The organism is Variovorax sp. P4_B11, assembly GCF_056402355.1.
This window is the reverse complement of record NZ_JBFUHO010000019.1, coordinates 101,602-120,184: the sequence shown is the minus strand read 5'-3', so window position 1 is coordinate 120,184 and position 18,583 is coordinate 101,602. Positions and strand designations below refer to the sequence as shown.

At 66.6% G+C, this 18,583-nt stretch carries 21 protein-coding genes and 1 pseudogene; 10 read left to right on the top strand and 12 right to left on the bottom strand.

The annotated features are described in order from the left end of the window. Positions 1-1,553: pseudogene (locus AC1DYD_RS18610) on the top strand (hypothetical protein); the annotation flags it as partial. Here AC1DYD_RS18610 and AC1DYD_RS18605 read toward each other — a convergent pair. The 4 genes from AC1DYD_RS18605 to lexA all read right to left on the bottom strand — a co-directional run bounded on the left by AC1DYD_RS18605 (position 1,543) and on the right by lexA (position 4,974). Next, complete coding sequence (locus tag AC1DYD_RS18605; protein ID WP_478174217.1) at positions 1,543-2,715, bottom strand: MFS transporter; 1,173 nt, start codon at positions 2,713-2,715, stop codon at positions 1,543-1,545. The pseudogene AC1DYD_RS18610 and the gene AC1DYD_RS18605 sit on opposite strands and share 11 nt — an antisense overlap. Further along, positions 2,712-3,719, bottom strand: coding sequence for a D-2-hydroxyacid dehydrogenase family protein (locus AC1DYD_RS18600; RefSeq protein WP_478174216.1), 1,008 nt, complete (start codon positions 3,717-3,719; stop codon positions 2,712-2,714). The genes AC1DYD_RS18605 and AC1DYD_RS18600 overlap by 4 nt, the downstream gene beginning before the upstream one ends. 84 nt (positions 3,720-3,803) lie before the next feature. After that, the gene (locus AC1DYD_RS18595) at positions 3,804-4,154 is read right to left on the bottom strand and encodes a hypothetical protein (protein ID WP_478174215.1); all 351 of its coding nucleotides are present in this window, start codon (positions 4,152-4,154) and stop codon (positions 3,804-3,806) included. Between the two features lie 145 nt (positions 4,155-4,299). Beyond that, complete coding sequence (gene lexA / locus AC1DYD_RS18590; RefSeq protein WP_286367640.1) at positions 4,300-4,974, bottom strand: transcriptional repressor LexA; 675 nt, start codon at positions 4,972-4,974, stop codon at positions 4,300-4,302. 74 nt (positions 4,975-5,048) lie between these two features. Here lexA and AC1DYD_RS18585 point away from each other — a divergent pair, with 74 nt between their 5' ends. The 3 genes from AC1DYD_RS18585 to AC1DYD_RS18575 are packed head-to-tail and all read left to right on the top strand — an operon-like array spanning position 5,049 to position 6,962. Then, complete coding sequence (locus AC1DYD_RS18585; RefSeq protein ID WP_478174214.1) at positions 5,049-6,038, top strand: asparaginase; 990 nt, start codon at positions 5,049-5,051, stop codon at positions 6,036-6,038. A gap of 4 nt (positions 6,039-6,042) precedes the next feature. Beyond that, complete coding sequence (locus AC1DYD_RS18580) at positions 6,043-6,459, top strand: hypothetical protein (protein WP_478174225.1); 417 nt, start codon at positions 6,043-6,045, stop codon at positions 6,457-6,459. Between the two features lie 29 nt (positions 6,460-6,488). Further along, positions 6,489-6,962, top strand: coding sequence for a DUF6152 family protein (locus AC1DYD_RS18575; RefSeq protein WP_478174213.1), 474 nt, complete (start codon positions 6,489-6,491; stop codon positions 6,960-6,962). Between the two features lies 1 nt (position 6,963). On the opposite strand, the gene adk is transcribed toward AC1DYD_RS18575, so the two are convergent. From adk to AC1DYD_RS18545, 6 genes are all read right to left on the bottom strand, one after another. Beyond that, a complete protein-coding gene (gene adk, locus AC1DYD_RS18570) occupies positions 6,964-7,620 on the bottom strand; it encodes an adenylate kinase (RefSeq protein ID WP_478174212.1) in 657 nt (218 codons plus the stop codon). Between the two features lie 124 nt (positions 7,621-7,744). Continuing rightward, a complete protein-coding gene (gene kdsB / locus AC1DYD_RS18565; protein ID WP_478174211.1) occupies positions 7,745-8,512 on the bottom strand; it encodes a 3-deoxy-manno-octulosonate cytidylyltransferase in 768 nt (255 codons plus the stop codon). Between the two features lie 61 nt (positions 8,513-8,573). Next, complete coding sequence (locus AC1DYD_RS18560; RefSeq protein ID WP_478174210.1) at positions 8,574-8,756, bottom strand: Trm112 family protein; 183 nt, start codon at positions 8,754-8,756, stop codon at positions 8,574-8,576. After that, the gene (lpxK, locus tag AC1DYD_RS18555) at positions 8,737-9,711 is read right to left on the bottom strand and encodes a tetraacyldisaccharide 4'-kinase (protein WP_478174209.1); all 975 of its coding nucleotides are present in this window, start codon (positions 9,709-9,711) and stop codon (positions 8,737-8,739) included. The genes AC1DYD_RS18560 and lpxK overlap by 20 nt, the downstream gene beginning before the upstream one ends. Continuing rightward, complete coding sequence (locus AC1DYD_RS18550) at positions 9,712-10,137, bottom strand: ExbD/TolR family protein (RefSeq protein ID WP_478174224.1); 426 nt, start codon at positions 10,135-10,137, stop codon at positions 9,712-9,714. A 2-nt stretch (positions 10,138-10,139) separates the two neighbouring features. After that, positions 10,140-10,772, bottom strand: coding sequence for a MotA/TolQ/ExbB proton channel family protein (locus AC1DYD_RS18545; RefSeq protein ID WP_478174208.1), 633 nt, complete (start codon positions 10,770-10,772; stop codon positions 10,140-10,142). Here AC1DYD_RS18545 and AC1DYD_RS18540 point away from each other — a divergent pair. The 3 genes from AC1DYD_RS18540 (at position 10,705) to AC1DYD_RS18530 (ending at position 13,038) form a co-directional block, all read left to right on the top strand. Then, on the top strand, positions 10,705-10,956 hold the full coding sequence (locus AC1DYD_RS18540; protein ID WP_478174226.1) for a hypothetical protein: 252 nt from the start codon (positions 10,705-10,707) through the stop codon (positions 10,954-10,956). The two genes, AC1DYD_RS18545 and AC1DYD_RS18540, sit on opposite strands and share 68 nt — an antisense overlap. Before the next feature lie 126 nt (positions 10,957-11,082). Continuing rightward, positions 11,083-12,360 (top strand): exodeoxyribonuclease VII large subunit, encoded by a 1,278-nt coding sequence (gene xseA / locus AC1DYD_RS18535; RefSeq protein ID WP_478174223.1) that lies wholly within the window; start codon positions 11,083-11,085, stop codon positions 12,358-12,360. Positions 12,361-12,456: 96 nt separating this feature from the next. Next, a complete protein-coding gene (locus AC1DYD_RS18530; RefSeq protein WP_478174207.1) occupies positions 12,457-13,038 on the top strand; it encodes a superoxide dismutase in 582 nt (193 codons plus the stop codon). Positions 13,039-13,106: 68 nt separating this feature from the next. On the opposite strand, the gene AC1DYD_RS18525 is transcribed toward AC1DYD_RS18530, so the two are convergent. Both AC1DYD_RS18525 and AC1DYD_RS18520 read right to left on the bottom strand, forming a co-directional pair. Then, positions 13,107-13,559 carry a DUF192 domain-containing protein gene (locus tag AC1DYD_RS18525; protein ID WP_478174206.1) on the bottom strand — a complete coding sequence of 151 codons (453 nt, stop codon included), beginning with the start codon at positions 13,557-13,559 and terminating at the stop codon, positions 13,107-13,109. A 179-nt stretch (positions 13,560-13,738) separates the two neighbouring features. Further along, positions 13,739-14,065, bottom strand: coding sequence for a cell envelope biogenesis protein TolA (locus tag AC1DYD_RS18520; RefSeq protein ID WP_478174205.1), 327 nt, complete (start codon positions 14,063-14,065; stop codon positions 13,739-13,741). 190 nt (positions 14,066-14,255) lie between these two features. On the opposite strand from AC1DYD_RS18520, the gene icd reads away from it, so the two are divergent. The 3 genes from icd to clpA all read left to right on the top strand — a co-directional run bounded on the left by icd (position 14,256) and on the right by clpA (position 18,502). After that, positions 14,256-15,515, top strand: a complete 1,260-nt coding sequence (gene icd / locus AC1DYD_RS18515; protein WP_478174204.1) for an NADP-dependent isocitrate dehydrogenase — start codon at positions 14,256-14,258, stop codon at positions 15,513-15,515. Positions 15,516-15,753: 238 nt separating this feature from the next. Further along, positions 15,754-16,113, top strand: a complete 360-nt coding sequence (gene clpS, locus AC1DYD_RS18510) for an ATP-dependent Clp protease adapter ClpS (RefSeq protein WP_478174203.1) — start codon at positions 15,754-15,756, stop codon at positions 16,111-16,113. 67 nt (positions 16,114-16,180) lie between these two features. Continuing rightward, positions 16,181-18,502, top strand: coding sequence for an ATP-dependent Clp protease ATP-binding subunit ClpA (clpA, locus tag AC1DYD_RS18505; RefSeq protein ID WP_478174202.1), 2,322 nt, complete (start codon positions 16,181-16,183; stop codon positions 18,500-18,502). Positions 18,503-18,583: the final 81 nt, after the last annotated feature.

Below are 18,583 nucleotides of genomic sequence, written 5' to 3'. Positions count from 1 at the left end.
GGCCGCCAGCGCCGCCGGCCGCGCCCGAAGCCCCGCGGGACGCCGGCGCCGGCCGGCCTCGGCTGCAGATCGAGGCGCTGGAGCCGGCACCGGCGCTGGCCGGCAATCTCAAGGCCACGCCGGAGCTGAACCTGCCCGATGCGCCGGACCCGGTCCGCCGCGCCGCTGCGGCCGCACTCTGGAGTGCCCTCGATCCCGCCGCCGAGGAATCGCGACGGGAGGCCAATCGGGTCAAGGACATGGAGGCCACGCTGGCCGCACTGCGCGAGCAGGCGGCGCAGAACCAGCGGACCCTGCTCGAAGTACGCAGCGAACTGGCCCAGGCGCGCGAGAGCCGCTACTTCAATCCCCTGGTCTATGCGCTGGTGGCGCTGCTGCTGCTGGCACTGATAGGCCTGTTGATGCTCTGGCGGCTGGCGCGCCGGGCGACGGCGCCAGCGTGGTGGGGCGACGCCGCGGCGGGGGCCGGCGACCCGCGCCGGCCGCGTCCGGACGGCGGACTGCTCGACGACGACATGGACCTCGATACCGAACCGCCGCGGGCCCGCCGCGGCGCTCCTCCCAGGACCTTCGGCCCGACACCGTTCGCTCGGCTCGATGCGGACGACGACGAGGACGGGCTCGACAGCGGTCCGCACGCGCCGCTGCCCCATCCGGCGCAACTGGCCGAGGGCGCACCGGTGCGCTCGGTCAACACCGAAGAGCTGTTCGATGTGCAGCAGCAGTCCGACTTCTTTCTGTCGCTGGGACAGCACGACCAGGCCATCGCCGTGCTGCGCGAGCATATTGCCGCCAATCCCGGCACCAGTGCGTTGGCCTATCTCGATCTGTTGCGGATCTTCCATTCTCTCGATCGCCGGGACGACTACGCGCGGCTGGCCGAGGAGTTCGAGCGCGCCTTCAATGCCGATGTGCCGTCCTTCGAGCACTTCAGCGACACGGGCAAGGGGCTCGAGTACTACCCCAGCACGCTCGCTCGCATCGAGTCGCTGTGGCCGGCGCCGGGCACGCTGGCCCTGATCGAGGAGCTGGTGTTCCGCAAGCCCGGACGCCACGATGACGGGGCCTTCGATCTGGCCGCCTACCAGGAGCTTCTGCTGCTCTATTCGGTGGCCAAGGAAGTCATCGATCCCGCCAGCGCGTCGCCCGCCGCCTTCGAGCCCCATGCCTTCGGTGCGCCCGTGGCGCGCGACTTTGCGCCGACGGCCACTGCACCGATGGAGGCCGAGACTTCGCCTCGGACGCTGGGAGACGGGCCGGTGCTGCCGCCTTCGATCTACGCTTCGATCGATCAGGGCATGCAGCACGAAACGGTGATGGACCCGGAGCTCCGACCGCCATCAGCGGTTCCGCCCCCGGCCGACCCGCCGCCGCCGCTGCCCGATCTCGAGATGGACCTGGGCGCCTTCGACAAGACGGCCTACGAGACGATGCCGACGCCGCTCGAGCCGGTCAGGCCGCCGACGCCTTCCAACGATCCGCACGTGATCGATTTCGACCTCTTCGATCCGAGCACCGAGGCGGAAATCGCTCCGCGCCCGGTCAAGCGCTGACGGCGAGCGCGCGACGCTGCGCCCGCCCCACCGTGACGCTCAGTGCAATGGCGAGCAGCACGGTGGCCAGGCCGACCCAGTTCATCCAGGCGATGGCGTCGTGGGCCAGCAGCCAGCCGCCGGCCGCCGCTCCCACCGCCTGGCCGACGTAGATCCCCGAACTGTTCAGCGCCACCGAGCCCGGTGCGAGCGTCGGCGACAGCGAGACCAATCGCGCCTGCTGGGCCGAATTGGTGGCGAAGCAACCCAGGCCCCAGGGCACCAGGATCAGCGCCAGCGTGGCGAAGGTGATGGCCAGCGGCCACAACAGCAGGCTCAGCGCAATCAGCCCGCTGGTGACCAGCACCATGCGCGCCGCGCCGATGCGGTCGATGTAGCGGCTCACGACCATGTTGCCCAGCAGGCCGCAGGCGCCGAACCAGGCCCACAGCAGGCCCAGCTGGGTCGCGTCTGCGCCGAGGCCCTGCCGCACGACCGGCGCGAAGTAGCTGAACAGCACGAACTGGCCGGCGCCCTGCAGCGCGGTGACGGAAACCACACCCATCAGCAACGGGCTCTTCAGGACGCTGCCCCAAGCCGAGCGTGACAGCGCGGGAGGGCGGATGCCCGGGGGCAGCTTGAGCCAGATCCACGCCGCGCTGGCGAGCGAGAGCAGGGCGATGACGCCGAAGGCCGCCCGCCAGCCGAAGTGCCCGCCGACCAGCGCACCGATCGGCAGCCCCAGCACCGAGGCCATGGACCAGCCGAGGAAGACGAAGGTGACGGCCCGGCCGCGCTGCTCGGTCGGCACCAGCAAGCCGGCACAGGCGGCTGCCTGCGCGGTGAAGACGGCAGGTGCGACCACGGTCAGCATGCGAACCGGCAACAAGCCGCCGAAGCTCGGCATCAGCAGGGAGAGCAGGTGGCCGGCGGCGTACCAGAGCATGGTCCAGGCGAGCAGCAGCCGGCGGTCCCAGCCCGCGACCAGCGCTGCCAGCAAGGGGGCGCCGAGGCACATCACGATCGCGCCCGCGGTGATCAGCTGGCCGGCCGTGGCGGCGCTGACTTGCAGCGACTGGCTGAGTTCGTTGAGCGTGCCGGGCACCACCATCACGCCGGTGCCGATGACGAAATTGCCTGCCAGCAGGGCCCACAGGGCAGCCGGCAGCGCAGGGCGCTTCAACGGCGGACCTGCAGCGCGCCGGGGTTGACGATGTTGGTCGGATTGCCCTTGATGAAGCTCACGACGTTGTCGAAAGCCTGGCCGAAGTACATCTCGTAGCTCTCCTGCTCCACATAGCCGATGTGCGGTGTGCAGATGCAGTTTTCGAGCCGCAGCAGCGCGTGGCCCTGCAAGGGGGGTTCGCTTTCGAAGACATCGATCGCGGCCAGCCCGGGCCGTCCGCGGTTCAGTGCCGCCAGCAGCGCGTCCTGCTCGACCAGCTCGGCGCGCGAGGTGTTGACGAACAGCGCGGTCGGCTTCATGCGCGAAAGATCCTCGAGCGTCACCAGGCTGCGGGTCTCGTCGCTCAGCCGCAGGTGGATCGACAGCACATCGGCCGCGGCGAAGAAGGCCTCGCGGTTGGGCGCCACCTGGAAACCATCGGAGCGTGCCTTGGCGCAGCTTTGCTCGCGGCCCCAGATCACGACCTGCATGCCGAAGGCCTGGCCATAGCGCGCCACCAGCTGGCCGATGCGTCCATAGCCCCAGATGCACAGGGTCTTGCCCTTGAGCACTGAACCCAGGCCGAAGTTCGGTGGCATCGAGGCCGACTTGAGGCCGGCCTGCTGCCAGGCGCCGTGCTTCAGGTTGCTGATGTACTGGGGCAGGCGGCGCATCGCGGCCATGATCAGTGCCCAGGTGAGTTCAGCGGGCGCCAGCGGCGAGCCCGATCCCTCGGCCACCGCGACGCCCTGTTCGGTGCAGGCATTGATGTCGATGTGCCCTCCGGCCCGGCCGGTCTGCGAGATCAGCTTGAGCTTGGGCAGCTTCTCGATCAGCTGGCGGGAGATCTGGGTACGTTCGCGGATCAGAACGATGACGTCTGCGTCCTTGAGTCGAACCGAGAGCTGTCCGATGCCCTTGACCGTGTTGGTATAGACCTTGGCCGCATAGGCGTCGAGCTTCGAGGCGCAATTCAGCTTGCGCACGGCGTCCTGATAGTCGTCGAGGATCACAATGTTCATGGCATGCCATTGTGCCTTGCACGAACGGCATGCTGTGACGGTTGGTCGACTTTGTGTCGGACCCTCACTGAGCTCAGTGCAAGCTCAGTGCAAGTGGGCGGGCCGCGGAAGGGCCTCGGCGGCTTCGAGCGCGACCAAGCGATCGAGTTCTGCGCATACGTCCGCCATTCGACCCGAGATCACCATGCGGCCGGCGGGGCGGCCCGGTTGATGCGCATCGACCATGCGGACCACACGCAGGGGACGCACCGGCGCCGCACTTGCGGCGGCGGTGCCACCGGTTGCGCCTTGTCGCATTGCGCAGCTCGGACGGATCCCGACGTAGCGCAGGCCCGAGGACATGGCCCGGCCCGAGCGGCGACGCGGCATCCAGCGGTCGGCCAGCGATTGCAGTGGCGTCAGAAGATCAGCAATGCTGAGGAGAGCGATTCCCATGTGAACTCCAGAAAAGTCAGAGGTTGGACACAGGCAGGATTGCTTTCATCGGCCTCGACAGGGTGATGGCTCTTGGCCATACGCCCGCCACCTGTCGCGGCCGGATCGGGTGCGCATGCTGACCGCACGCGCGATGAAGCTCGGGTTACATCAGCATCGTGTTGCGGATCAGACCGACCGCGAGCCCCTCGATTTCGAAGGGTTCGCCGGGCTGGACCACGATGGTGGGGTAGTCGGGGTTTTCGGCGTGAAGCTCGATGACCTGCTTGTTGCGCTTGAGGCGCTTGACCGTGACTTCGTCGCCCAGCCGCGCCACCACGATCTGGCCGTTGCGGGCTTCCTTGGTGGACTGGACCGCCAGCAGATCGCCGTCCATGATGCCGGCGTCGCGCATGGACATGCCGCGCACCTTGAGGAGGTAGTCGGGTTGGCGCTGGAAGAGGGTGTTCTCGACGTAGTAGGTCTGGTCGATGTGTTCCTGGGCCAGGATGGGCGAGCCGGCGGCCACGCGGCCGATCAGGGGCAGCGCCAGTTGGGCCATGCCGGGCAGCGAGAGCGAGAACTGGTTGTTGCGGGATTCGTTGAGGGAGCGCAAGGCGTCGCCCTTGAGGCGGATGCCGCGCGACGTGCCGCTCACGAGTTCGATGACGCCCTTGCGCGCCAGCGCCTGCAAGTGCTCTTCGGCCGCATTGGCCGATTTGAAGCCCAGCTCGGCGGCGATTTCGGCCCGCGTGGGCGGGGCGCCAGTGCGTGCGATGGCGCTCTGGATCAAATCGAGGATCTGCTGCTGGCGGGCTGTAAGCTTGACGGCGAACTGCATGATGGCTCCTGACGAGGCACTGGCTAAACGTCCAGTACCTGTATTTTTAACCAGTTTTCAAAAGTTGGCAAGCAATGGACGAAATCTCCATCCGTGACAGACGCCGCGTGATCGTCCTCGGTACCGGCGGAACCATCTCCGGCCGTGCCGGTGCGGCGAACGACAACATCGGCTACACCGCGGGCGAAGTGAGCGTCGGCGATCTGCTGCAGGGCATCGACGCGCCGTCCGGCGTTTCGCTCGAGGCCGAGCAGGTGGCTCAGCTCGACAGCAAGGACATGGGCTTCGCCATTTGGCGGACGCTGGCGCAGCGTTGTGCGCACTGGCTCGCCGAGCCGGATGTGGCGGGCGTGGTCATCACCCATGGGACCGACACGCTCGAGGAGACTGCCTTCTTCCTGCAGTCGGTGCTGGCGCCCTCGAAGCCGGTGGTCCTGACTTGCGCCATGCGGCCTGCAAGCGCCCTGGCGCCTGACGGGCCGCAGAATCTGCGCGACGCGATCAGCGTCGCCGCCACGCCGGGGGCGCGCGGCGTGGTCGCGGTGTGTGCCGGCACCGTCCACAGCGCTTTCGAGGTGCAAAAGGTCCACACCTATCGGCTCGATGCCTTCGATTCCGGCGACGCCGGACCGTTGGCCTACGTCGAGGAAGCGGCGGTGCGGCAGCTCAGGGACTGGCCGGCGACCGATCCGGCCGCACGGGCGTCCTACGATCGCATCGCGGCCTCGACGGCCTGGCCGCGCGTCGAGATCCTGGCGAGCCATGCCGAAGCGAGCGGAACCCTCGTCGACTTGCTGCTCGACGAGCGCCGCCGCGGCGTGGCCGAGCCGGTGCAGGGGATCGTGCTGGCCGCGACCGGCAATGGAACGCTGCATCAGGCGCTCGAGGCGGCGGCCCTCAGGGCGCAGGCCGAAGGCGTGGCGGTGTTGCGGGCGACGCGCTGCGCCGAGGGGCGGATCCTGCCGAAGCCGAACCAGAGCCTGCGTGACGCCGGCGCGCTGACGCCGGTCAAGGCGCGGATCGCGCTGATGCTGGAACTGCTCGCCGGCGGTGCCGCCCACTGACGCGATGCTCGACGCGCTGCGATCGACCCCCTGGGCCTATCCGGCGCTGGAGGCGGTGCACATTGTCGGCATCGCGCTGCTGCTCGGCAACCTGGTGGCGCTCGAGGCGCGTGTCTTCGGTCGCGCCGCGACCTTGCCGGTGGCGGGCCTGGCAAGGCTCTCGCTGAGCATCGTGCTGACCGGCTTCGCATTGGCGGCGCTCAGCGGATCGCTGATGTTCGCCACGCAGCCGGCCGAACTGCTCGCCAACCGTGCGTTCCAGGTCAAGATGGGGTTGTTGGTGCTGGCCGGCGGCAATGCGCTGTGGTTCCATGGCCGCCGTTCGCTGGCCAAACTTGACCTGCTGGCGCGGGTACAGATGTTGTCGTCCACTGCGATTTGGCTGGCGGTCGTGTTCTGCGGCCGCTGGATCGCCTATTGAGCGCCTTCAGTCCGAAAGGAGCTTCCCGCATGAAACGTCGCAGCCTCATGTTCGCCGCCGTCACGCTCCCCGGCGCCATGCCCTTCGCGTGGGCCCACCATGGATGGAGCAGTTTCGACCAGGGCCGGCCGCTCTACCTCGAAGGCAAGGTGTTGAGTTCGCGCTGGCAGAACCCGCATGCCGAACTGACGATCGAGGTGCCGGCCGACCTCAAGGTGCCCGCCGACCTGTCGCAGCGCGCGCTGCCGGCGCAGAGCGCGCCGGTCGACGGCCCGGGCCTGCTTGCCAAGGCGACGGTTCCGCGCCGCAAGGACCGCCAGTGGGAGCTCGAACTGGCGCCGCTGACGCGGATGGACGCCTGGAAGGTGCGCGAAATCCAACCCGGCAGCACGATCTCCGTCGTCGGTTTCGCCACCAAGGACGAAAAGGGCGATGCCGTGCTTCGCGTCGAATACCTGTTCGCCGACGGCAAGGCCTACGGGCTGCGTTCCAGCCCGGCCTGAATCAGCTGGACAGGGCGGCGAGCGCGCGCTGGGTGATATCGTCGACGCTGCCGACGCCGCTGATCGCGCGGTACTTCGGCGCGGCTGCCGGTTCGACCTTGGCCCAGTTCGAGTAATAGTCGACCAGCGGACGTGTCTGCTGGCTGTAGACCTCGAGCCGCTTGCGCACGGTCTCTTCCCTGTCGTCCTCGCGCTGGATCAGGTCCTCGCCGGTGAGGTCGTCCTTGCCTTCGGTCTTCGGCGGGTTGAACTTCAGGTGGTAGATGCGTCCCGAGGCGGGATGCGATCGGCGCCCGCTCATGCGCTCGATGATGTCCGAGAAGGGCACGTCGATCTCGAGCACGTAGTCGAGCTTGACGCCGGCCGCGCGCATCGCTTCGGCCTGCGGGATGGTGCGCGGGAAGCCGTCGAAGAGAAAGCCCTGCGCGCAGTCCGGCAGCGCGATGCGCTCCTTGACCAGGTTGATGATCAGATCGTCGCTCACCAGCGCGCCCGATGCCATGACGGCCTGGGCCTGGAGGCCCAGCGGCGTGCCGGCCTTGACGGCGGCCCGCAACATGTCGCCAGTGGAGATCTGGGGGATGCCGTACTTCTGGCAAATGAAGGCCGCTTGCGTGCCTTTTCCTGCCCCGGGGGCGCCCAACAAAATCAGTCTCATGGTGTCCTCGGAAGGTTCTTTGATTTCTGTCGCGCCACGGTGTGCATGAAGCACGGTCCAGGGCGGATTTTGCTTCGAGGATAGCATGGGGTGCAGGCCCGGCCCGGCCCGCAGGCGCTCGCTTCTAGGCGCTGAAGAGGGCGCGGACCCGCGCCAGGTCCTCCGGCGTGTCGATGCCCGGACCCGGCGCATGCGCGCTGACATGAACCGCGATTCGGTGGCCGTGCCACAGCGCGCGCAGTTGTTCGAGGGCCTCGGTCGCCTCGACCGGCGCCGGCGGCAGGTCGGGGAAGCCGCGCACGAAGCCGGCCCGGTAGCCGTAGATTCCGATGTGGCGAAGCGGCGCCGGCGCGGCCGGCAGCGCGGTCGGGCCGCTGGCGGCGAAGCCGTCGCGCCACCAGGGGATTGGCGCGCGGCTGAAATAGAGCGCATTGCCCGCGGCATCGAGCACGGTCTTGACCACGTTCGGATTGACGAAATCCTCCAGCGAATCGATCGCATGCGCCGCGGTGCTCATCGCGGCGCCGGGATGCATCGCCAGCGTCTCGGCCACGGCGTCGATCAGGCCCGGCTCGATCAGCGGCTCGTCGCCCTGGACGTTGACGACGATCGCGTCGTCGGCCAGGCCGAGCTGCGCGCAGGCTTCGGCCAGCCGGTCGCTGCCGCTCGCGTGATCGGTGCGTGTCAGCAGGGCGCGAACGCCGTGCGCGCTGCAGGCATCGACGATGCGGGCATCGTCCGCCGCCACCACCACGCCGGCGGCGCCCGAACGGGCGGCCTGCTGGGCGACGCGAACCACCATCGGCAGGCCGGCGATGTCGGCCAGCGGCTTGTCCGGCAGCCGCGTCGACGCCAGTCGAGCCGGGATCAGGACGGTGAATGCGGCGTTCAAGGGGAAGCTCCGTGCTGCACACTGCGGTGCGAGCTCGCTCGGGAGCGGCCCGGTGCGGTGTTCACAGCCCCAACTCTTCGTCGGAAAGGGTGCGCGCCTCGTTTTCGAGCAGCACCGGAATGCCGTCGCGCACGGGGTAGGCGAGGCGGGCGCTGCGCGAGACCAGTTCCTGCTTCTCGGCGTTCCAGGTCAGGGGGCCCTTGGTGACGGGGCAGACGAGCAGTTCAAGCAGCTTGGTGTCCATCGCTCGATGATAGCTTTGCGTCGAGTGCGGCGAAGAAGCCGGGCTCGGGTTCGAAGACCAGCGGCACGGCCAGCGCGGCCGGGGCCTTGCGCCACAGTTTCACGGCGTCCTTCTCGGTGCACAGCAGAAGCTGGCCGGAGCCTCCGGGCGGGCTCCAGTGGCTGAAATCGTCATGGTCGGGCAGCGCGATGCATTGCGCCGGCAGCACACCCCGCGCGCGCAGCATGTCGAAGAAGCCCTCGGGCTTGGCGATCGCCGCGACCGCGACCAGCGGGCGTCCGGCCAGCGAGGCCAGCGGCACGCGGCTTCCGTCTCGCTGCAGCGCATGGTCCGCGAGCGTGCGCCGGGCCCTGAAGCCGGCAAACGCGGGCTGCTCGCCGGTATGGAGGACCAGGTCGCAATGGCGCGGCCAGGGCTCGCGCAACAGGCCCGCCGGAAGCAGCCAGCCATTGCCGATACCGCGGTCGTCGAAGACGCAGATCTCGACGTCGCGGGCCAGGGCGAGATGCTGCAGGCCGTCGTCGCTCACGATCACCTGGGTCGACGGATGGCGGGCGAGCAGGGCGCGGACCGCCTCGATGCGGCGCCGGGCCACGAACACCGGCACACCGGTCGAGCGGCGGATCAGCGCCGGTTCGTCACCGACCGCCGCCGGATCGCTGTCGTCCAGCACCTCTCGGCAATCCTGCGTGCTGCGGCCATAGCCGCGCGAGACGACGCCGACGCGCTGGCCGCGGGCCGCCAGGTGCCGCACGATCGCCATCACCACCGGCGTCTTGCCGGAGCCGCCGGCGATCACGTTGCCGACGATGACGACCGGCACGCCGGCACCTTCGGTGCGCAGTACGCCCCGGCGATAGAGGGATCTCCGGAGCGCCGCCAGCCCGCCGAACAGCAGCGACAGCGGCCACAAGAAGCGGGCCTGCACGCCGCGTCGCAGCCAGGCGTCCCGCAACTAGCGCCCCGCCTGAGTGGCCGACTGGGTGGCGAAGGTGATCTGCATCAGTCCGGCCCGGCGCGCCGCTTCCATCACCGTGATGACCGATTGATGGGCCGCGCTGGCGTCGGCGCTGATGATCACGACGTTGTCCTTGGCGCCGCCGGCGGCGGCCGTCAGGGCTGCGGTCACGGTCTCGACGTTGCGGTCCGGCAGCACCGTCTTGTTGATCGAATAGCGGCCGTCGGCCGACACGGCGACGATCACTTCTTTCGGATAGTCGCGCTGGGCCTCGACGTCGGCCACCGGCAGCCGCAGTTGCATCTCGGTGAACTTGCTGTAAGTGGTCGACAGCATCAGGAAGATCAGCACGACCAGCAGCACGTCGATGAACGGGATCAGGTTGATCTCGGGCTCCTCGCGCGAGCCGTGGCGGAAGTGCATTCTCATCGGCGCAGCGTGTCCAGGTGGCGGGCGAAGCGCTCGCCGGCCAGTTCGAGGTTGAGCAGATATTCGTCGACCCGGCTGCGGAAGTAGCGCCAGAAGATCAGCGCTGGAATGGCGATGATGAGGCCGAAGGCGGTGTTGTAGAGCGCAATGGAGATGCCGTGCGCAAGTTGCGCCGGATTGCCCGAGCCCACTGCGCCGTTGGCCGGCGATTGCGAGCCGAAGATCTCGATCATCCCGATCACGGTCCCGAGCAGGCCGAGCAGCGGCGCCGCCGACGCGATGGTGGCGAGCGCGGGCAGGTAGCGCTCGAGGCGGTGCGCCACCACGCGGCCGGCCGATTCCATCGACACGCGCAGGTCGTCCTCGGTCGCCATCGGATTGGTGTTGAGGGCGCGGAAGCCGGCGGCCAGCACTTCACCGAGGCCGGAGTTCTGTTCCAGCTTGGTGACCACGTCGGGGCCCGGAATCGACGCCCGCGAGACCGTGATCGCTTCGTCGAGCAGCTTGGGCGGCAGGACCCTGGAGGTCTTGAGACTGGTGAATCGCTCGATGACGAGCGCCATGCCGATCACCGAACAAGCGAGCAATGGCCAGATCGGCCAACCCGCAGCAACTATGATGGAAAACAAGGATTCCTCCGGCCCATGGACTGTCAATGCGCGGCGATTATCCACCCGCGCGGCGCGCTGTTACGAGAAGTATTCGTGTCGGCGCCGTCGCACAGAATATGTGGATAACTTTGTGATTAACACGCAGAGCGACCTGTCCAGAGCCGCGGCGGCTGGGCGTTTCCACAGATCGACTGAAAATTGAGCAGCACTTTTTCCAATGAAATCAATAGCTTGCACGGCAACCTGTGCCTGTGGTAGCGGTACCCCGATTTTTGGGGGGAGCGCAGTCCGCCTTGTGGACGACTCAGGCTTGTGACAGCGGCAAATGATGATTGAACGTGAGCAACCGCCCTCGTCTGGCGTGAGAGTGTGGGCCGTTGGCGCCTTGTGCCGGGCGGTCGCCGATGCGCTGGATGCGCGCTTCAACCCGGTCAGCGTGCGCGGCGAAATCTCGGGCTTCTCGCGGGCCGCCAGTGGCCACTGCTACTTCTCGCTGAAGGACGAATCCGGCCAGCTTCGCTGCGCCATGTTCCGGCGCGCCGCGAGCCTGCTCGATTTCGCGCCGCGCGACGGCGACCAGGTCGAAGTGCGCGGACGGCTCGCGGTCTACGAGCCGCGCGGCGACCTGCAACTGGTGGTCGAGAGCCTGCGCCGTGCCGGGCAGGGCGCCTTGTTCGAGCAGTTCCTGCAGCGCAAGGCCCGGCTCGAGGCCGAAGGGCTGTTCGATCCCGCGCGCAAGCGGGAACTGCCCACCGTGCCGCGGGCCATCGGGCTGGTGACCTCGCTCGGCGCCGCGGCGCTGCACGACGTCGTCACCGCATTGCGGCGCCGGGTGCCGCACATTCCGGTCGTGCTGGCGCCGGCGGCGGTGCAGGGCGCCGGCGCGCCGGCGGAACTGGTGCGCTCGCTGCAGTCCCTCTATGCGCTCGAGCCGAAGGTCGACGTCATCCTGCTGGTGCGCGGCGGCGGCTCGATCGAGGACCTGTGGGCCTTCAATGACGAGACCCTGGCGCGCACCATCGTGCAGAGTCCGGTGCCGGTGGTCAGCGGTGTCGGCCACGAGACCGACTTCACCATTGCGGACTTCTGCGCCGACGTGCGCGCGCCCACCCCGACCGCCGCCGCCGAGCTGGTCGCGGCACCGCGTGAGCTGTGGCTCGGGGCGCTCGGCCTGCTCGAGGATCGGCTGCGCGACGCCATCTCGAGCCGCCTCGACGTCCTGGGCCAGCGCCTCGATGTCGCGACGAGCCGCCTCGGGCGCCCGTCGACGCTGGTGGCGCGCCAGCGCCTGGGCCTCGCCCACCAAGCGCAGCGCCTGCACTACGCGGTGCTCTCCCGGACCGGCCGCTTCGCGCAGGCGCATCAGGCCTTGCAGGCGAGGGCGCCGCTCGGACTGCGCAGTACGCTCGCCCGCCACCACGAACGGCTCGAGCGTGCCGCGCTGCGCCTGCAGTTGCTCGATCCCGCGCTGGTGCTGCAGCGGGGCTATGCCTGGCTGACGGACGCCGATGGCCGAGCGGTCACGCGGGCCGCCGATCTGGCGCCGGGCGACCCGGTCAGGGCGCAACTGGCCGACGGCGCGGTGGACCTGAAAGTGGTGCAATAAGGGCCGCGACAGGGACATCGCGGCGACGTCCGACGTCCGTTGCACGAATCCTTCCTAGAATCTCCGATTCCCTCAACCAACCCGCGAGAAAAAAACATGGAACACGTTCTTCCTCCTCTGCCGTATCCGCTCGACGCCCTGGCGCCCGAGTATTCGAAGGAAACGATGGAATACCACTACGGCAAGCACCACAACGCGTATGTCGTGAACCTGAACAACCTCCAGAAGGGCACCGAGTTCGAGAGCATGACGCTCGAGGACATCGTCAAGAAGTCCAGCGGCGGCATCTACAACAACGCGGCCCAGATCTGGAACCACACCTTCTTCTGGAACTGCATGAAGCCGGCCGGCGGCGGCGAACCCAGCGGCGCCCTGGCCAAGGCGATCGACGCCAAGTGGGGCAGCTACGCGGCCTTCAAGGAAGCCTTCGTGAAGTCGGCGGTCGGCAACTTCGGCTCCGGCTGGACCTGGCTGGTGAAGAAGGCCGACGGCTCGGTGGACATCGTCAATACCGGCGCCGCCGGGACGCCCCTGACCACCGCCGACAAGGCGCTGCTGACGGTCGACGTCTGGGAGCATGCCTACTACATCGACTACCGCAACCTGCGCCCCAAGTATGTCGAGACCTTCCTCGCGAAGCTGGTGAACTGGGACTTCGTCGCCAAGAACTTCGGCTGATTCCCCATTTTCGAGGACCGAAAGGAAGCCGACCCGCGGGTCGGCTTTTTGCTGGCCGGGCGGCCGGCTCAGCGGCGGTTGGCGAACAGCTCGCCGCCGAGCTTGGACCCGGCCTTGATGTTCTTCTTCGCGAACCAGCCCTGGTTCACCTCGAGCACGAAGCGAACCGGTTCCTTGGAGCAGTGCGAATCCTCGGTCATCGGCTGCATGTCGGCCAGGTTCACGATGCGGCCGTCGTCGGCGACGAAGGCGGCGGTCAGCGGCAGCAGGGTGTTCTTCATCCAGAAGCACTGGGTGGCGGACTGTTCGAAGACAAACACCATGCCCTCGGTCGGCGGCATTTCCTGGCGGAACATGAGTCCGATTTCGCGTTGCCGCGGCGTCTGCGCCACCTGGGCGTCGATCTGGTACATGCCGGCTGATATGCGGGTCCGCGGCAATTGGCTTTGCGGTTCCTGGGCATTGGAAATAGCCGTCAATGAAACAGACAGCGCGAGAAGACTGAAAAAACGCATGAACATGGTCGACTTTCGGGGACGGCAACGCAAACAAGAATGCCCGCTGAGGCGGGCATGATCGATTGAGCGCAAAGCTTACCTCCTATTGGCCAGGATTGCCTGACCCAAAAGGACAGGGTCGGTTCGTCCGGGCAAAAAAAAGCGCTCCGTGGAGCGCCTTTTCAATGACCGGACGAATCCGATTACTGCGGCGTGCCGCCTTGCGGGTTCATCTTGCGAACGCTGCCGTCCTTGTTGCGGCGACGGTCGCTGCGGGTCTCGGCGCGTGCCTGGCCGGCCGTTGCTGCACCGCTCGGGGCCAGGCCGCCGCTGCCCTCAGCGGTCTTGGGGGCGTCGCCAGCTTGAGGACGCACTTCCCCTTGCGGCTTCGAGGCGCGGCGCTCGACGGCTCGCTGCTGGGGCTTGGAGTTGGTGATCGGCTGTTGTTCCGACGAGGCGCCGGCCGGATTTTGCGCATAGGCACCAGCTGCGAACAGGCCGGCCATCATGACTGCGAGAACTTTGCTCATTACGGATTCCTCAATGGAAATGGTTTGAAAACGCCTCCCGGCCGGCAGAAGGTCTGCCAACAACGGAGCCGGCACGGCGGTGGTTGGCACATCCTTCGGGCTCCTCCGGTTGCGTCTAAAATTCTAAGGGTATTCAGGCGACTGGAAACCCGCTGTGTTCCGGCCTTCATCTCATCCGGAGTCTTGTCTCATGTCCAACTATCAGCACATCAAAGTCCCGACCGAAGGCCAGAAGATCACGGTCAACGCCGACAATTCGCTCAATGTGCCCGATCAGCCGATCATTCCATTCATCGAAGGCGACGGCACCGGACTGGATATCACGCCGGTGATGCTCAAGGTGGTCGATGCGGCCGTGGCCAAGGCCTACGGCGGCAAGCGGAAGATCCAGTGGATGGAGGTCTACGCCGGCGAGAAATCGACCCGGATCTACGGCCCCGACGTCTGGCTGCCCGAGGAAACCCTGGACGCCGTGCGCGACTACGTGGTGTCGATCAAGGGCCCGCTGACCACCCCGGTGGGCGGGGGCATCCGCTCGCTGAACGTCGCGCTGCGCCAGGAGCTGGACCTGTACGTCTGCCTGCGGCCGATCCAGTATTTCGAAGGCGTTCCGAGCCCGGTCAAGGAGCCCCAGAAAACCAACATGGTGATCTTCCGCGAGAACTCCGAAGACATCTATGCCGGCATCGAATTCGAAGCCGAGAGCGACAAGGCGAAGAAGCTCATCAAGATCCTGCAGGAGGAGTTCGGCGTCAAGAAGATCCGCTTTCCGAATACCTCCGGCATCGGCATCAAGCCGGTGTCGCGCGAGGGCACCGAACGCCTGGTTCGCAAGGCGATCCAGTACGCCATCGACAACGACAAGCCCAGTGTCACGATCGTGCACAAGGGCAACATCATGAAGTTCACCGAAGGCGGTTTCCGCGACTGGGCCTATGGTCTGGCGGCCAAGGAATTCGGTGCGGAACTGGTCGACGGCGGCCCGTGGATGAAGCTCAAGAGCCCGAAAAGCGGCAAAGAAATCACCGTCAAGGATTCGATCGCTGACGCTTTTTTGCAACAGATTCTGCTGCGGCCGGCCGAATACAGCGTGATCGCGACCCTCAACCTGAACGGCGACTACATTTCCGACGCTCTGGCGGCCCAGGTCGGCGGCATCGGCATCGCTCCCGGCGCCAATCTCAGCGACACCGTCGCGATGTTCGAAGCCACCCATGGCACGGCGCCGAAGTACGCGGGCAAGGACTACGTGAATCCGGGTTCCGAGATCCTCTCGGCCGAAATGATGCTGCGCCACATGGGCTGGACCGAAGCCGCCGACCTGGTCATCCGCTCGATGGAGAAGTCGATCGCCAGCAAGAAGGTCACCTACGACTTCGCAAGGCTCATGGAAGGCGCCACCCAGGTCAGCTGCTCGGGCTTCGGGCAGGTGATGATCGACAACATGTAAAAAATGGCCGGAGCGTCCGCTCGGACGCTTCGCTCCCGAGCCCCGGGCCGACAGGCGCCGGGGCTTTTTCATGGCCGTAAAAACCCTCTGGCAGCAGGCCTTTGCGCCGTCGGGGCATGCTGCTTGCATCCGTTGAAACGTGCTCTCCTGGCCGCATTCGCCTTGAATGTCACAAAGCCGCCACCAGTTGTGTCACATCGTCGAGTGCAACCGGCGGCGGCTCTATAAAATGAATTTCATGGCTACCAGAATCCCTTCGACCCCCAAGACGCCGCCGGCCGTGAAGCCGAGGCGGGACGATGGCGATGCGGTCGTGCTCGAGCGGCGACCGCAGAAGACCGCGCCGCCCCAGATGTTCCAGGTCGTGATGCTGAACGACGACTACACGCCGATGGAATTCGTCATCGTCGTGATCCAGGAGTTCTTCAGCAAGGACCGGGAGACCGCGACCCAGATCATGCTCAAGATCCACCTCGATGGCCGGGGTGTCTGCGGGGTGTACTCCCGCGACATGGCGGCCACCAAGGTCAATCAGGTGATGGAAGCGGCGCATCAGGCCGGGCACCCGCTGCAATGCGTCAGCGAACCGGTCGAGTGAACCTGTTGAATTGAGCGCGCTCCAACCCATCTGAGAAATTATTTACAGCAAGGCAAAAGGAAATCACATGATTGCCCAGGAACTGGAAGTCAGCCTGCACATGGCTTTTGTAGAAGCCAGGCAGCAGCGCCACGAGTTCATCACGGTGGAGCACCTGCTGCTCGCTTTGCTGGACAACCCGAGTGCCGCGGAGGTTCTGCGCGCCTGTTCGGCCAATGTCGACGACCTGCGCGCGTCGCTCACCAACTTCATCAAGGACAACACGCCCCAGGTGGCGGGTACCGACGATGTCGACACCCAGCCGACGCTGGGTTTCCAGCGCGTGATCCAGCGCGCCATCATGCATGTGCAGTCCACCGGCAACGGCAAGAAGGAAGTCACCGGCGCCAATGTGCTGGTCGCGATCTTCGGCGAGAAGGATTCGCATGCGGTCTACTACCTGCACCAGCAGGGCGTGACGCGCCTCGACGTGGTGAACTTCATCGCCCACGGCATCAAGAAGAGCGATCCGCCGGAAGCCGCCAAGGGCAGCAGCGACGCTTCGTCGGGTGATGGCGAGGAAGGCGGCGGCGAGAAGAACGAGAAGTCCTCTCCGCTCGAGCAGTTCACGCAGAACCTCAACCAGCTTGCCAAGGAAGGCAAGATCGATCCGCTGATCGGCCGCGAGTACGAGGTCGAGCGCGTGATCCAGATCCTGTGCCGCCGGCGCAAGAACAACCCGCTGCTGGTGGGCGAAGCCGGCGTCGGCAAGACCGCGATCGCCGAAGGCCTGGCCTGGCGCATCACGCAGAACGACGTGCCGGAAATCCTGGCCGAATCGAACGTGTATTCGCTCGACATGGGCGCGCTGCTGGCCGGCACCAAGTACCGCGGCGACTTCGAACAGCGCCTGAAGGGCGTGCTCAAGTCGCTCAAGGACAAGCCGAACGCGATCCTGTTCATCGACGAGATCCACACGCTGATCGGCGCCGGTGCGGCATCGGGCGGCACGCTCGACGCATCCAACCTGCTCAAGCCGGCGCTGTCGAGCGGCCAGCTCAAGTGCATCGGCGCGACGACGTTCACCGAATACCGCGGCATCTTCGAGAAGGATGCGGCCCTGTCGCGTCGCTTCCAGAAGGTCGACGTGGTCGAGCCGACGGTGCAGGAAACCGTCGACATCCTGAAGGGCCTGAAGTCGCGCTTCGAGGAGCACCATGGCGTCAAGTACGGTGTGGCCGCATTGCAGGCTGCCGCCGAACTGAGCGCCAAGTACATCAACGACCGTCACCTGCCCGACAAGGCGATCGACGTGATCGACGAAGCCGGTGCGGCCCAGCGCATACTGCCCGCGAACAAGCGCAAGAAGACCATCAGCAAGACCGAGGTCGAGGAGATCGTCGCCAAGATCGCGCGCATCCCCCCGGCCAACGTCTCGAACGACGACCGCGGCAAACTGCAGACCATCGAGCGCGACCTCAAGAGCGTGGTGTTCGGCCAGGACAAGGCGCTTGAAGTGCTGGCTTCTGCCGTCAAGATGGCACGTTCGGGCCTGGGCCGCGACGACAAGCCGATCGGCTCGTTCCTGTTCAGCGGCCCCACCGGCGTCGGCAAGACCGAAGCGGCGAAGCAGCTGGCCTACATCATGGGCATCGAGCTGATCCGCTTCGACATGTCGGAGTACATGGAGCGCCATGCGGTGAGCCGCCTGATCGGCGCGCCTCCGGGTTATGTCGGTTTCGACCAGGGCGGCCTGCTGACCGAGGCCATCACGAAGAAGCCGCACGCGGTGCTGCTGCTCGATGAGATCGAGAAGGCGCACCCGGACATCTTCAACGTGCTGCTGCAGGTCATGGACCACGGCACCTTGACCGACAACAACGGGCGCAAGGCCGACTTCCGCAACGTGATCATCGTGATGACCACCAATGCGGGCGCCGAGACCATGAACAAGGCGACCATCGGCTTCACCAACCCGCGCCAGGCGGGTGACGAGATGGCCGACATCAAGCGCCTGTTCACGCCGGAGTTCCGCAACCGTCTGGACGCGATCGTGAGCTTCAAGGCGCTCGACGAGCAGATCATCCTGCGCGTGGTCGACAAGTTCCTGCTGCAACTCGAGACCCAGCTGGCCGAGAAGAAGGTCGACGTCACCTTCACCGACGCGCTGCGCAAGCACCTGGCGAAGAAGGGCTTCGATCCGCTGATGGGCGCGCGCCCGATGCAGCGCCTGATCCAGGATACGATCCGTCGTGCCCTGGCCGACGAGCTGCTGTTCGGTCGCTTGCAGGAGGGCGGACGGCTGACCGTCGACCTCGACGACAAGGAAGAAGTGCAGCTGGACATCCAGCCGCTGCCGAAGAAGGAAGGCCGGGCCAAGCCCGAAGCCGAAGAAGCGGCGGCAGGTTGAGCCACTTCCGCCACAGCGGCGGAATCGTCCGATCAGAAGGCCGGTAGCATTGCTGCCGGCCTTTTTCATTTCACCTCGAGA